The 14,751-nt window shown below is 30.9% G+C and carries 13 protein-coding genes; 8 read left to right on the forward strand and 5 right to left on the reverse strand.

What is annotated here, in order from left to right:
* Position 1: 1 nt before the first annotated feature.
* Positions 2-1,189, forward strand: a complete 1,188-nt coding sequence (gene glyS, locus ABXT58_RS00895) for a glycine--tRNA ligase subunit beta (RefSeq protein WP_415304189.1) — start codon at positions 2-4, stop codon at positions 1,187-1,189.
* Positions 1,189-3,864 carry a pyruvate, phosphate dikinase gene (gene ppdK, locus ABXT58_RS00900; protein ID WP_415304190.1) on the forward strand — a complete coding sequence of 892 codons (2,676 nt, stop codon included), beginning with the start codon at positions 1,189-1,191 and terminating at the stop codon, positions 3,862-3,864. The genes glyS and ppdK overlap by 1 nt, the downstream gene beginning before the upstream one ends.
* Here ppdK and nadC read toward each other — a convergent pair.
* Genes nadC through ABXT58_RS00915 form a run of 3 tightly spaced genes read right to left on the reverse strand, consistent with a single transcriptional unit; the run spans position 3,848 to position 6,614 of the window.
* Positions 3,848-4,681: a carboxylating nicotinate-nucleotide diphosphorylase gene (nadC, locus tag ABXT58_RS00905; RefSeq protein WP_415304191.1), complete on the reverse strand. Its 834-nt coding sequence runs from the start codon at positions 4,679-4,681 to the stop codon at positions 3,848-3,850. The two genes, ppdK and nadC, sit on opposite strands and share 17 nt — an antisense overlap.
* 5 nt (positions 4,682-4,686) lie before the next feature.
* Entirely contained in the window at positions 4,687-5,676 is a 990-nt protein-coding gene (gene nadA, locus ABXT58_RS00910) for a quinolinate synthase NadA (RefSeq protein WP_415304192.1), read from the reverse strand.
* 50 nt (positions 5,677-5,726) lie between these two features.
* Positions 5,727-6,614: a YgfZ/GcvT domain-containing protein gene (locus ABXT58_RS00915; RefSeq protein ID WP_415304193.1), complete on the reverse strand. Its 888-nt coding sequence runs from the start codon at positions 6,612-6,614 to the stop codon at positions 5,727-5,729.
* Between the two features lie 43 nt (positions 6,615-6,657).
* On the opposite strand from ABXT58_RS00915, the gene ABXT58_RS00920 reads away from it, so the two are divergent.
* Complete coding sequence (locus tag ABXT58_RS00920; RefSeq protein ID WP_415304194.1) at positions 6,658-7,962, forward strand: dihydroorotase; 1,305 nt, start codon at positions 6,658-6,660, stop codon at positions 7,960-7,962.
* Positions 7,963-8,104: 142 nt separating this feature from the next.
* On the opposite strand, the gene ABXT58_RS00925 is transcribed toward ABXT58_RS00920, so the two are convergent.
* Entirely contained in the window at positions 8,105-10,000 is a 1,896-nt protein-coding gene (locus ABXT58_RS00925) for a propionyl-CoA synthetase (RefSeq protein WP_415304195.1), read from the reverse strand.
* Positions 10,001-10,214: 214 nt separating this feature from the next.
* On the opposite strand from ABXT58_RS00925, the gene ABXT58_RS00930 reads away from it, so the two are divergent.
* From ABXT58_RS00930 to ABXT58_RS00945, 4 genes are all read left to right on the forward strand, one after another.
* The gene (locus ABXT58_RS00930; RefSeq protein WP_271492687.1) at positions 10,215-10,985 is read left to right on the forward strand and encodes a bacteriorhodopsin-like; all 771 of its coding nucleotides are present in this window, start codon (positions 10,215-10,217) and stop codon (positions 10,983-10,985) included.
* Between the two features lie 80 nt (positions 10,986-11,065).
* Positions 11,066-11,386 carry a 2Fe-2S iron-sulfur cluster-binding protein gene (locus tag ABXT58_RS00935; protein WP_415304196.1) on the forward strand — a complete coding sequence of 107 codons (321 nt, stop codon included), beginning with the start codon at positions 11,066-11,068 and terminating at the stop codon, positions 11,384-11,386.
* A complete protein-coding gene (locus ABXT58_RS00940; RefSeq protein ID WP_415304197.1) occupies positions 11,387-12,403 on the forward strand; it encodes an NAD(P)/FAD-dependent oxidoreductase in 1,017 nt (338 codons plus the stop codon).
* Positions 12,400-13,026: a glutathione S-transferase family protein gene (locus ABXT58_RS00945; RefSeq protein ID WP_415304198.1), complete on the forward strand. Its 627-nt coding sequence runs from the start codon at positions 12,400-12,402 to the stop codon at positions 13,024-13,026. The genes ABXT58_RS00940 and ABXT58_RS00945 overlap by 4 nt, the downstream gene beginning before the upstream one ends.
* On the opposite strand, the gene ABXT58_RS00950 is transcribed toward ABXT58_RS00945, so the two are convergent.
* The gene (locus tag ABXT58_RS00950) at positions 13,027-13,854 is read right to left on the reverse strand and encodes a phytanoyl-CoA dioxygenase family protein (RefSeq protein ID WP_415304199.1); all 828 of its coding nucleotides are present in this window, start codon (positions 13,852-13,854) and stop codon (positions 13,027-13,029) included.
* Between the two features lie 18 nt (positions 13,855-13,872).
* Here ABXT58_RS00950 and ABXT58_RS00955 point away from each other — a divergent pair, with 18 nt between their 5' ends.
* On the forward strand, positions 13,873-14,664 hold the full coding sequence (locus tag ABXT58_RS00955; RefSeq protein WP_415304200.1) for an MOSC domain-containing protein: 792 nt from the start codon (positions 13,873-13,875) through the stop codon (positions 14,662-14,664).
* The last annotated feature ends 87 nt before the right edge of the window (positions 14,665-14,751 follow it).

Genomic DNA, 14,751 nt, shown 5'->3' on the forward strand with positions numbered 1-14,751 from the left:
AGTGGCAAATAATAAAGATATAAAAGGATATATAAAATTAGGTAATGAAAGAGTTGTGGAAGCAAGATTAAGTGATGCACAATTCTTTTGGGAAAAAAATAAATCTCAAAATTTAGTTAAACAAGTATCAAAATTAAAAACTATGAATTATTTTAAAGGTCTTGGATCTTATTTTGATAAAATTCAAAGGATGAGAAAACTTGGAGGAATGATCTCTGATGAGTTATTAATTAGTAAAGATCAAGTCGAACTATCAGCATCAATTTGTAAAGTAGATTTAATTTCTGATATCGTTGGAGAATTTCCTGAACTTCAAGGTATTATGGGTGGTTATTTTGCTGAAGTACAAGGTTTTGATAAAGAAATAGCACTAGCAGTAAGTGAACATTATCTGCCAACAGGTCTTGATAGCAAAACTCCAAAAAAACCATTCAGTATTGCTTTAGCTTTAACTGATAAGATTGATACTTTAGTAGGGTTCTTTGGAATTGATCAAAAACCAACAAGTTCAAAAGATCCTTATGCACTAAGAAGATCAGCATTAGGAGTTATAAGATTATTAATTGATAATAATAAAGAATTTAAAATTAAAGATCTAATTAGTTACTCAACTTCTTTACATAAGGACCAAGGCTTCGAGCTATCAAATGATTTATCTCAAAAAGAATTAGCAGAGTTTTTAATGGACAGATTAAAATATTATATGAAAGAAAAGAAAATTAGAGCAGATATTGCTGAAGCTAGCTTAGGTTCATATGGAATAGACCATATGAATAAAATATATAAAAAAGCCTTAACTTTAAATAATTTAATTAAAAAAGAAATTGGAGAAGATATAATGGCAAGCTACAAAAGAGCTTCAAGTATACTAGAAAGTGAATTAAAAAATATTGATCTTGAATTATCAAATACAACTGACCCTGGTATTTTTAAAAATGATTATGAGAAAAATTTATTAAAAAAGATTAATGAATTAAGGAAATATTTTACAAATATAAATAAAGATGAAAATTACGAGGAAACGCTTATGAATTTAGCCAGTGCAAAAAAAGTGATTTTTGATTTTTTCGATAATGTAAAAGTTAATGATGAAGATAAAAATATCAAAAAAAACAGATTGGAACTTTTACAAATGTTATGTAGAACCTTTAATAATTACATAAACTTTTCAAATATTGAGACCAAATAGTGAATAAACTAATTTTAAATTTTAAATCTAAAGAATCAAAAAAAATAAAAAACCCAAAAAATTTTTTGGGTGGAAAAGGTGCCAATCTTTCTGAAATGGGAAGAATAGGTTTACCTGTTCCTCCAGGATTTACTATCTCAACTAAAGTGTGTGAGTTATTTTATAAAGATAAAAAAAAATTAAATTCACAAATAGTTAGCACTATAAAAAAAGAATTAAAAACTATTGAAAAAGAAGTTGGAAAAAAATTTGGTGATTTAAAAAACCCATTATTACTATCTGTTAGATCTGGTGCTAGAGTGTCTATGCCTGGTATGATGGATACAATTTTAAATTTAGGTTTGAATGATAAAACTGTAATCGCACTTTCAAATAAAACTTCTAATATAAGATTTGCAAAAGATAGCTATAGAAGGTTTATCCAAATGTATGGAAATGTTGTAATGGGAGTCGAGAGTTATCATTTTGAAGAGCTAATAGAAAATTATAAATTAACTAAAGGGGTTCTTCTAGATACAGATTTAGACGCAGATGATTGGCAGGGTTTAATAAATGACTTTAAAAAAGTTGTTAAAGATCAAACGAAAAAAGAATTTCCACAAAATGTGCATGATCAATTACTTGGTGCAATTAGTGCAGTGTTTTTATCTTGGGAGAGCAATAGAGCAAAAGTTTATAGAAAATTAAATCAGATTCCTGCTGAATGGGGAACTGCAGTTAATGTTCAGTCTATGGTATTTGGTAACATGGGAGATGATTGTGCAACTGGAGTCGTTTTTACAAGAAATCCATCCGATGGGGTTAATGAAGTTTATGGAGAATACTTAATTAATGCACAAGGAGAAGATGTTGTAGCTGGAACACGAACTCCTCAATACATAACAAAAAAAGCAAGAAAAGATGCAAAAGCAAAAGAGTCTTCTATGGAAGAATCTATGCCAAAAGTATTTAAACAATTAGATAAAATCCTAAAAGTTTTAGAAAAACATTATAAAGATATGCAAGATGTTGAATTTACTGTTGAGAATAATAAGTTGTGGATGTTGCAGACAAGAGCTGGAAAAAGAACTTCAAAATCTGCGGTTAGAATTGCAGTTGACATGGTTAAAGAAAAATTAATTTCTAAAAAAGAAGCGGTAATGAGAATAGATCCGGCTTCTTTGGACACCTTATTACACCCCACATTGGATGAAAAAAGTTTGGTAAATGTTATAGCGAATGGACTACCAGCCTCACCTGGGGCAGCAAGTGGTAAGGTTGTTTTTTCATCAGAAGAAGCCGAGAGATTAAATGAAGTCATGCAAGATACTATCTTGGTTAGAGTTGAAACATCCCCAGAAGATATTCATGGCATGCATGCTGCTAAAGGTATTTTAACTGCAAGAGGTGGAATGACCAGTCATGCTGCGGTTGTTGCGAGAGGAATGGGAAGACCATGTGTGTCTGGCTCTAGTGAAATTGATATTAATTATGAGGCTAAAACTTTTAAAACATCATCTATTGTAGTTAAAGAAGGTGAAGTTATTACAATTGATGGCTCCACTGGAAGAATTATTTTAGGAGAAGTGCCAACGGTTAAACCTGAGATGTCTAGAGATTTTTCAAAACTAATGAGTTGGGCTGATGGGTTTAGAAAATTAAAAATTAGAACTAATTCTGAAACACCACTAGATACAAAAACAGCAAGAGATTTCGGAGCAGAAGGTATTGGTCTTTGTAGAACAGAGCATATGTTTTTTGATGAAGAAAGAATTTTATCAGTTAGAGAGATGATTTTATCAAAAACAGTGGTGGATAGAAATAAAGCTTTAGCAAAACTTTTACCACATCAAAGAAAAGATTTTATTGAAATATTTAAGATTATGAGGGATTTGCCTGTCACGGTTAGATTATTAGATCCACCGTTACATGAGTTTCTTCCTAAAACTGAAAAAGAAATTAATGATGTTGCAAAAGTTGTGGGTCTACCATTAAAAGAAATTGAATCTAGAATTAATGAATTACACGAACAAAACCCAATGCTAGGTCATAGGGGCTGCAGATTGGGAATTTCATTTCCAGAAATTTATGAAATGCAATGTAGGGCAATCTTTGAAGCTTTGTCTGAACTTAAGATAAAAAAAATTAAATCAGCATTCCCTGAAATCATGATCCCTTTAGTTTCAACAGAAGCTGAAATTAGAATAATGAAGGACTTAGTGGTTAGAGTTTCAAGAGAAGTTCAAAAAGATAAAAAAGTTAAAGTTGATTATTTAGTTGGTACTATGATTGAGTTGCCAAGAGCTGCCATTAAAGCAGACGACATAGCAAAACATGCGGAATTTTTCAGTTTTGGTACTAACGATTTAACCCAAACAACATTCGGGTTGAGCAGGGATGATAGTGGTAAATTTTTAAACGATTATATTGAAAATAAAATTTTTTCTATAGATCCATTTATTTCGATTGATGATGGAGTGGGTGATTTAATAGAAATTGCAGTTGAAAAAGGGCGAAGACAAAATAAAAAAATTAAACTTGGAATTTGTGGAGAACATGGTGGAGATCCTAAAAGTATTCATTTTTGTGCAAATGTAGGTTTAGATTACGTTTCTTGCTCACCATACAGAGTTCCAATTGCAAGATTGGCTGCGGCTCAAGCCGAATTATTTAAAAAAACTAAATTTCTAACTTAAAATCAATAGCTGGTACACTGTGAGTGATACTACCAATGGAAATTCTATCAACACCTGTTGTTGCGATTTTTTTAACAGATTTTAAATTAACGTTCCCTGAAGCTTCAGTTTCATAGTATTTTTCAGCCATTTTAACACCAGCTTTCAGGGTTTTGATGTTCATGTTATCAAACAAGACTGTATTAAAATTTAAACCCACTATTTTTTTGAGCTGATTTAAATTATCAACCTCTACAGTAATTTTTCTTCCTTTTTTATTTTTGATTGCAAGAGACACTAAAGTTTTAATATCAGAGCTTGCAATGTGATTGTCTTTAATAAGAAATTCATCACTTAAGTTAAACCTATGGTTAACACCCCCACCTAACTTAACAGCATATTTTTGTATTACCCTTAAGGTTGGAATCGTTTTTCTAGTGCAACAAATTTTACATTTTTTATTAACCAATTTAACAAATTGATTAGTCTTAGTGGCAATTCCAGAGATATGACTTATAAAATTTAAAGCAACTCTTTCACCAATTAGAATATTTTCAGCTTTGCCTTCTATTGTTGCAATTAGTTCATTTTTTTTAACTACTGAACCTTCTTTTTTTTTAGTAACAAATTTAATCTTACTATCTATTAATTTAAATGTTTGTTTTGCAAATTCTAATCCGGCCATCACAGCTTGTTGGTTAGAAATTAATTTAACTTTTATTATCTTACTATTTTTAAATAAGTTTGAAGTAATATCACCAGAAGGGTACAGATCTTCATTTAAAGCAAGTTTTACAACATTCTTGATATAATAATTGCTTAATTTAATTTGAGACACTTTTATTATCTACCGATCGCAACCATTCTTTCAACAGGAATTCTTGCTTTACTTATGGTTTCATTGTCCATAATTATTTCACCAGTTTCATTTTCTAGGCAATCTAAAATTTTTGGTAATGTAATTTTTTTCATATGAGGACAAAGGTTACACGGTCTAATAAATTCTACATTTGGGTTTTCTACTTGAATGTTATCACTCATTGAACATTCAGTAACCATCATAACTTTTTTAGGTTGATTGTCCCTAACATATTTAATCATCCCACCAGTTGATCCAGCAAAGTCACTTGCTTTAATTACGTCAGGTGGACATTCTGGATGAGCTATTATTTTAATACCAGGATTTTTTGCTCTAATATCATGTATTTCTTTTTCAGTGAACTGGTCATGAACCATACAAATACCTTTCCAAGCGATAATTTCAACTTCAGTTTGGGAAGCAACATATTTTGCTAAGTATTCATCAGGTAAAAAAATAACCTTTTTAACATCAAGAGATTCTACAATTTTAACTGCATTTGCAGATGTGCAACAAATATCTGTTTCAGCTTTCACATCTGCAGAGGTATTTACATATGAGACAACAGGTACCCCTGGATATTTTTCCTTTAACAATCTTACATCTTTACCTGTGATTGACGATGATAAAGAGCAACCAGCAGTCATATCAGGAAGTAAAACTTTTTTTTCAGGACTCATTAACTTAGATGTTTCGGCCATGAAGTGAACTCCTGCCATTACAATAATATCAGCCTCAGTTTTTGAAGCCTCAATTGCAAGAGCTAACGAGTCTGCTGCAACATCTGCAATACCGTGATAAATTTCTGGAGTTTGATAATTGTGAGCAAGTATAATTGCATTTTTTTCCTTTTTTAATTGATTAATTCTATGAATATAAGGAGCATGAACTGACCACTCAATCTCAGGCATAACCTTTGAGATTTTTTGATAAATAGGATCAGTTGCTATTCTTACTTCTGGTGTAAATTCCATGTCAAAACTTATCAATTAGGTTAATACTTGTCATTCCTTATTATGCCACACTACCGTATCCAATTTGGCATTTTTATTCTCAAAATTGCATTTTCGCTTTTTAATTCACTGTCTTTTTTAAAGTTTTCATCTAGATATTTGATTAATGCAAAGGGATACTCATCATTAATCAATACTTTACCTATTTCAATATCATTAGCATAAATTGAAGCACCCTCAGTTAATTTTCCACTGATTAATTGTATGGCTAACAATCTTTTAGAAAGTTTATTCTTTAGTTTTATTCTTGCTGTATTCTCTTGACCAACATAGCAACCCTTTTTAAAATCTATTCCATTTAGCTCCTCAAAATTACATTCAATTCCAAATAATTTATTTTGTAATTTATTCATTTCTTTTTGAGCAATTCCTAGTTCATGACTCAATTCGTAATATTCAGTAATTGGGGAATCTTTTAGATCTAATTTTTTTAAAGATAGATAAAGCTTTTCTAAATTAATAATAAGCCTTGCACCCAGATCTTTATTTCTTGGGTCTAATAAAATAGGGTCCTCTCTATATTTTATTGTGTTTCCAGGTTGATCCTTGGCACCTTCAAATTTTAAAAACTTTTCATGACTAAATGCTGCAATTACAAATTCATTGCTTAAATTCATAATTTCAACTTTAGATCTAAGCTTGTAGATGCTCAGTTGTTTAAAGAGAGCCTCTGTTTGAGATTTTTCACAATCTATGAAATAACCAGATTTATGTTTTACAACAATAAAAGCAAATAGAAATTTTCCTTGTGGAGTTAGTAGTGATGCAAAACAACTATTGTCTTCATTGACCTTATTAATGTCATTGCTAATCATATTTTGTAAAAATTCATTAGCATCTGCTCCATTTATGTAGAGAATTCCTCTATCTTCTAAAATATATACTTTCTGCATATTCATAATTGATTGATACCTGGATATGATATAATTACTTTTTTCATAAATGTTAGATCTAATAATTAAAAATGGCTCATGCTACATAGATAAAGATCTTAAAGGTCAAGATATAGGAATTAAAGACGGTAAAATTATAAAAATTGGCAAAATTGACAGTGAAGCGAAAGAGACTTTTGATGCTAAAGGGTTAACAGTTTTACCAGGGTGCATTGATACACAAACTCATTTTAGAGAGCCTGGGTCAACAGATACAGAAGATTTACACTCAGGAAGTAGGGCTGCAATAGTAGGTGGCATAACAAGTGTGTTTGAGATGCCAAACACTAATCCACCAACATCTACCAAGGTAGAATTTCAAAAAAAATTAGATTTAGCTAAAAATAGAATGTATTGCAATTATGCATTTTATTTTGGAGCAACAGCTGATAACACAAGTGAGTTAGCAGATTTGGTAAATTTAGAGGGTTGTTGTGGAATTAAACTGTTTGCTGGATCGTCAACTGGAAACCTTTTAGTTGCTGAGGAAGAGGATATTGAAAAAGTATTTAAAAGCAGCTCAAAAGTTGTTGCAGTACATTCCGAGGATGAAGCAATTTTAAATATTAATAAAAAATTGATTAAAGAAGGAGATGTTCATTCACACCCAATTTGGAGAAGCGCCGAATGTGCAATCTCATCAACTAGAAGAATAGTTAGAATTGCTGAGCGATATAAGAAAAAAGCCCATATTCTTCATATTACCACGAAAGAAGAGATTGACTTTTTATCACAACACAAAGGTAACATAACATTTGAGATTACCCCACAACATTTAACAATCTACGCTCCAGACTGTTATGACAAACTTGGAACTTATGCTCAAATGAATCCACCTTTAAGAGACAAGTCCCACTATGATAGATTGTGGTACGGAGTAAAAAATAATCTTAATGATACAATTGGTTCTGATCATGCTCCACACTTGAGAGAGAATAAAGAAAAAAATTATCCAAATTCACCATCTGGAATGCCAGGTGTTCAAACACTTTTACCAGTTATGTTAAACCATGTTAATGATGGAAAATTAAGTTTAGAACAATTAATGAATTCTATATGTGAAAATCCAGTTAAAATTTTTGGGATACAAGATAAAGGTTTTATTAAAGAGGGTTTTGATGCTGATTTCACAATCGTAGATATGAATAAAAAAATTATAATCAAAAATGCAAATATTGAAAGTAAATGTGGTTGGTCACCTTTTGATGGATATGAATTTAAAGGCACACCAGTATCAACAATCATTAATGGTCAAATTAAAATGAGGGATGGCAAAATTTTAGGTGATCCTGAGGGTAAGCCATTAAAATTTTAAATAGTTTTTACTGAAAAGCTATTTACAAGCACAACTCCAAAAACAATAAAAAATAATCCTAATACAGCCTGCTAAGACAATGATTGTTTAAAGAAGATATATCCTAATATTGTAACTATTAAAATTAGATATGTTTTAATCACTACTTAAGAATATTATGCTTAATTAAGTCCTCTTTTATCTCAGTTAAGATGGTGGGATCATCAATAGTTGCTGGTACCTTATGCTCTTCATTATCAGCAATTTTTCTAATAGTTCCTCTTAATATTTTGCCAGATCTTGTTTTTGGTAATCTTTTAATAACAATTACAGTTTTAAATGCTGCTACTGGTCCAATAGTATCTCTAACCATTTTTATGCATTCTTTTGAAATACTTTCGTTATCTTTTTTAACACCTGTCTTAAGAACGACTAGACCAATTGGTAATTGCCCTTTTAATTTATCAGCAATTCCTAGCACTGCACACTCAGCAACTGATTGATGTTCTGATAAAACTTCCTCTATAGCACCTGTCGATAATCTGTGGCCTGCAACATTAATAATATCATCTGTTCTAGACATAATCCAAATATACCCATCTTCATCAATATGACCTGCATCATATGTTTCATAGTAACCTTCATAGTTCGTCATATAATTATCTTTGTATCTTTTATCTGCATTCCATAAGGTTGGAAAAGTTCCAGGAGGTAAAGGTAATTTTACAACTATATCTCCCATTTCATTTGGTTTTGCTAAAGTTTGATCTGGCTTCATGATTTGAACATCATATCCAGGGACTGCCTTACATGCTGAACCATATTTTGTTTTCATCATTTCAATTCCTGTACAATTAGAACTAATTGCCCAACTTGTTTCGGTTTGCCACCAATGGTCAATTACTGGAACTTTTAATAAATTTTCTGCCCATTTAATGGTATCTGGGTCAGCTCTTTCACCAGCTAAAAATAATGATTCAAATTTACTTAAATCATATTTAGAAAAAAACTTACCCTCAGGGTCTTCTTTTTTAATAGCTCGAAAAGCAGTTGGTGCAGTAAAAAGAGATTTAACTTTGTAGTCTGAAATTATTTTCCAAAAAGCACCAGCATCAGGAGTGCCAACGGGCTTTCCTTCAAATAATACTGTAGTACAACCTTTAAATAAAGGTGCGTAAACAATATAAGAGTGTCCAACTATCCAGCCAATATCGCTTGCTGACCACCAGACATCATCAGCATCAATATTGTATATATTTTTCATAGTCCATTTTAGAGCAACTATATGACCACCAATATCTCTAACTATTCCTTTAGGAACTCCTGTGGTTCCTGAGGTATATAAAATATAAGCTAAATCATTTGAATTCATTTCGACACAATCTACTTCTTTTGCATTTGAAAGTGCCTCACCCCAACTGATTTCTTTTGGAGCATTAAGTTCAACCGTATGGTCTATTCTTTGAAATAAGATCATTTTATCAATTTTATGAGAAGCCATCTTAATTGCTGCATCAACCAATGGTTTATACTCAACAGTTTTTCCAGGTTCAAAGCCACATGAAGATGTAACTATTACTTTTGCTTTACTGTCATCAATTCTGCTAGCAAGTTCATTAGAGGCAAAACCTCCAAACACCACAGAGTGGATTGCTCCAATTCTTCCACATGCTAACATTGCTATAACTGCTTCTGGGATCATGGGCATATAGATTATAACTCTATCACCTTTGTCGACTCCTTGATTTTTTAGCGCTCCTGCAAATTTTGAAACTTTTTCTCTTAACTCTTTATAGGTAAACTGCTTTTTGTTTCCAGTTATTGGGCTATCATAGATTAAAGCTAGCTTGTCACCTCTGCCTTGATCGATATGAATGTCTAAAGCATTATAACAAGTGTTGGTAACACCATCCTCAAACCATTTATAAAAAGGTGGATTGGATTTATTTAAAATTTTAGTGGGTTTTTTAAACCAAAAAATATCATTAGAGACTTCTTGCCAAAAATCTTCAGGGTTTTTTAAAGAATTTTGGTAAATATTGTTAAACTTTTTTGTCATATGATTTGATTCTATTTTGTTAGTTTTTTAAGCTTATTAAATTAAAGATTGTATTAAAATTTAAAAAGTAAGTAAAATCAATACAAATTAGATACAATTAAACCTTCTAAAAACTAGATAACTTTGATAGTTAACCTTCAACATGACTTAAGCATTAGTTTAGGTCTAGTTTATATAAACTAAAGTTAAAAACTAACACAAGAGGGAGTTTTTTATGAAAAAACTAAAATTGTTTGCTCTTACAGCTGTAGCCCTAATGGGTGCTTCAGGTGTAGCAAACGCGGAAACAGCCATGTTGGCTTCTGACGACTTCGTTGGGATTTCATTCTGGCTAGTAACAATGGTGATGTTAGCGTCTACTGCTTTCTTTTTCTTAGAAGCAGGAAATGTTGCAGCAGGTTGGAGAACATCAATAATAGTAGCTGGTCTAGTAACTGGTATTGCCTTTATACATTACATGTATATGAGAGATGTATGGGTTACGACTGGTGAGTCACCAACTGTTTACAGATATATTGACTGGTTAATCACTGTACCATTACTGATGATAGAATTTTACCTAATTCTAGCAGCTGTAGGAAAAGCAAATTCTGGAATATTCTGGAGATTGTTAATTGGAACAGTTGTGATGCTTGTAGGTGGATACTTAGGAGAAGCAGGATACATTAACGCTACACTTGGTTTTGTAATCGGTATGGCTGGATGGTTCTACATTCTTTATGAAGTATTCTCTGGTGAAGCGGGAAAAGCTGCAGCAAAAAGTGGAAACAAAGCTCTTGTTACTGCATTTGGTGCAATGAGAATGATCGTTACAGTTGGTTGGGCAATTTACCCATTAGGTTATGTATTTGGTTACCTAACAGGTGGTGTAGATGCTGACTCACTAAACGTGATTTACAATATAGCTGACTTGCTAAACAAAACTGCATTTGGTCTAATCATTTGGGCTGCAGCAATGCAATCAGGTGGTAGAAAAGCTAAGTAATTAGTAAACCTAAATAATTTAAAAAGGGCGAGTACATTTTGTGTACTTGCCCTTTTTTTTATGTAATTATATATAGTTCAATGCCTAAAATTACCTACATTGAAAATAATGGAAAGTCTCATACCATAGATGTTTCTAATGGGTTAAGTGTAATGGAGGGTGCAGTTCAAAACGATATTCCTGGGATTGACGCTGATTGTGGAGGTGGAATGGCTTGTGCTACTTGCCATGTTTATGTCAAAGAAGAATGGTTTAATAAACTTCCAAAAAAAGAAGATGGTGAAGAAGATATGTTAGATATGGCTTTTGAACCTAATAAATTTAGTAGATTAAGTTGTCAGCTATTAGTTTCTGATGAACTAGATGGACTAACGGTTAGCATTCCATCAAAACAAGGTTAAATGATTAAAACAGATACTTTAATAATAGGCGCAGGGCCAGTTGGATTATTTTGTGTTCATCAATTAGGAATAATCGGATTAAAATGTGAAGTAGTTGATAACTTAGATAAAATAGGTGGACAGTGTATTGAACTTTATCCTGATAAACCTATTTATGATATTCCTGCTGTTCCAGAATGCACTGGAGAAGAGTTAACCAATAATTTAATTGAACAGATTAAAGCATTCAAAACAAATTTTCATTTAAATGAGCGAGTACAAGAACTTAAAAAAGTTGAAAAAAAATGGTTAATAAAGACCAATAAAGGAACTGAATTTGAAGCATCAAGTATAATTATTGCAGCTGGTGTAGGATCTTTTGAGCCAAGAAAATTCCCAACAAAAGAAATTGAAAAGTACGAAGGAAAACAAATACTTTATTCAATTAAAGACAAAAAAATTTTTAAAGATAAAACAGTTACCATTTTTGGTGGAGGAGACTCAGCATTAGATTGGGTGATAGAACTCTCAAATACATCTAAAGTTATATTAGTACACAGAAGAGATGAATTTAGAGGAATGCAAGCAAGTATTGATAAAGTTAAACAATTAAAAGATGAAGGTAAGATAGAAGTTCATACTAAATACCAATTAGGTTCAGTTAGCGGTAATGAAAAAGTTGAAAGTATTAACATCAAGCATGATGATGAAAGTATAAAAGAAATTAAAACTGATTATGTTTTGGGTTTTTTTGGATTAATAATGCAACTAGGACCAATTGCTGAATGGGGATTAAATTTAGATAAGAAAACAATACCGGTTAATACAGAAAATTTTGAAACCAATAAAGAAGGTATTTTTGCAATTGGTGATATTTGCACCTATCCTGGAAAACTTAGATTAATTCTTTCAGGTTTTCATGAGGGAGCATTAGCTGCTAGAGGTTGTTTTAAATATGCTAAACCAGATGAAAAATACAGATTTGAGTTTACCACTTCCTCTAAGACAGTAAAAAGCAGACTGGGTGTTAAAGAGTGATAGAGCTATTTACAGCAGATACTCCAAATGGGAAAAAAATTACAATAATGTTAGAAGAAATAGGTTGTGATTTTAAAGTTACTAAAATTGATTTGTCAAAAGATGAGCAATTTAAAAAAGATTTTAAAAAAATAAGCCCATTTGGAAAGATACCAGTAATTACAGATCATGAAAATGGACAGTCATTATTCGAGTCTGGTGCAATACTTATATATTTAGCTGAAAAATATAACAAATTTTATGAAGCAAAAGATAGGCATACCATAAACCAATGGTTGATGGCGCAGATGGGAATTATAGGACCAATGATTGGACAGCATCATCAGTTTCATCATTACAATCCTGGAAAAAGTGAATTTGGAGAGGAAAGATATTTTAAAATTACAAAAAGAATTTATAGCGAACTAGATGAGAGATTATCTTCATCAAAATACTTAGCTGGAAATGAATATACAATTGCAGATATTGCAACTTGGCCATGGATAGCAAGGCACGAATGGCATGATATTGGTCTTAAGAATTACAACAATTTAACTAGATGGTATTTAGATATTGCAAATAGAGAAGCTGTTGTAAAAGGGTATGATCTTTTAAAAGATGGCTCTGAGATACCAAAACCTTAATTAGAAATTTCCTTTTTTAGTAGAGCCTGGATAAAAAATTCCTTGCAAATCTTCATTTGCCTTCTTTCTTATTTTCATATCTTTTTGATCCATTAGCATACTCGGTCTTTTAGTATGTTGATGATATTTAAAGGTATCATCTCCTCTTGCTTGCTGAACATACATTTTACCTAAAACTTGATTTACATTACTGCCAATATAGCTTTGAACTACAAAACCAATTCTTCTATCATTACTTTTGTTTAGTCCTGAACCATGAACTATTGTTGGATGATGTAATGACATTTGTCCTGCTTTTAAAACCAAAGGTGTTGTTTTATCTAAGGGAACATTTTCTACAGTTTGACCTCTTGTTAATAAGTTACCTTCATCATATTTTTGTTCATGATGTCTGATGTTAGCTTTATGTGAACCAGACCACATTCTCATACAGCCATTTTCTTCGTTAGCATCAGTTATTGCTAACCAAGCAGTTACCCAATTATGTGGTTCCAATCCAATATATGTTGCATCTTGATGAAAACTTACAAATCCTTTTTTATATGGGTCTTTAATAAATAAAGTTGTTCCACAAATAAGAATATTTTTTCCAATTATACTCTCAACAGCATCTAGCATTTTTGAGTTATGACAAACTTCATCAAGTATGGGAGAAATCATATGCACATAATTTCTTCCAATTCCTTTCAGTTCATCAGGCCAACAGGCTTCAATGTTTTCTATTTCTTTTCTTATCTCAAATGCTTGATCTTTAGTTAAAACTTCTATTGGAGCAACATAACCATTATCGTTATACTCTTGAAGTTGATTTGAAGACAATTTAGGCATATTATTTAAAAATATTATATGAGCGTAACTATTTCTTCAATAAATTATTGTCCAGTTAAATCCATATCATTTCAAACTATTGATAAGTGTGAAATTAAAAAAGATATTGGAATTATAGGAGATAGAATTTTTGCATTTGCTAAAGATTTAAATTTAGAACAAGTAAAGCTATTTGAAAAAAAACCTGAAGAAAGAAGAGGAAAATGGAATAAAATTTTAACTCTAAAAAACTCTCCAGTATTGAATAAGTATAATTTTTTATTTGTTGAAAATAAATTAACATTAACTTTTAAAAATGAGAAAATTTTAACAATTAATGTAAATGAAATGAATGAATATGATTTACTTTCAAATAAAATCTTAGAATTGGAAAATTCCCTTAAAAAACCAATAGTATTAATGAAAAATAAAGACCTTCCTTTTTTTGATACATCGATATCAAATAAAACAGTTTTATCTCATTCGGTATCTCTTTTAAATAATAAGAGTATTGAGGATTTTAAGAATAAAATTAATCAAAAAATTGAGGCTCAAAGATTTAGAGGCAACATTCATATTGATGGAGTTGAACCATGGAAAGAACGAGAATGGATCGGAAAAATTGTTAAAATTAATGGTGTTTCTTTTAAAGTTGAAAAAAACATACCAAGATGTGTTGCAATTAATCTAAAACCAAACACAGATGACAATTCTTTAAATTTACTTCAGTCATTAAAAAAAACTTATAATCATTTTGAAATGGGAATTTATTTGACCGCACTTGATGATGGTGAAATTAAATTAAGTGATAAAGTTCAGATAATTAATTAATACAAATATTTTATTAAGCAACTTTAAGTTGTATCTATTTTTTTTGATGTACAAACAACTTCAATTTTGCTTTAATTATTAAAATAA

The organism is Candidatus Pelagibacter sp. Uisw_090 (assembly GCF_047717845.1).
Lineage (GTDB): Bacteria > Pseudomonadota > Alphaproteobacteria > Pelagibacterales > Pelagibacteraceae > Pelagibacter.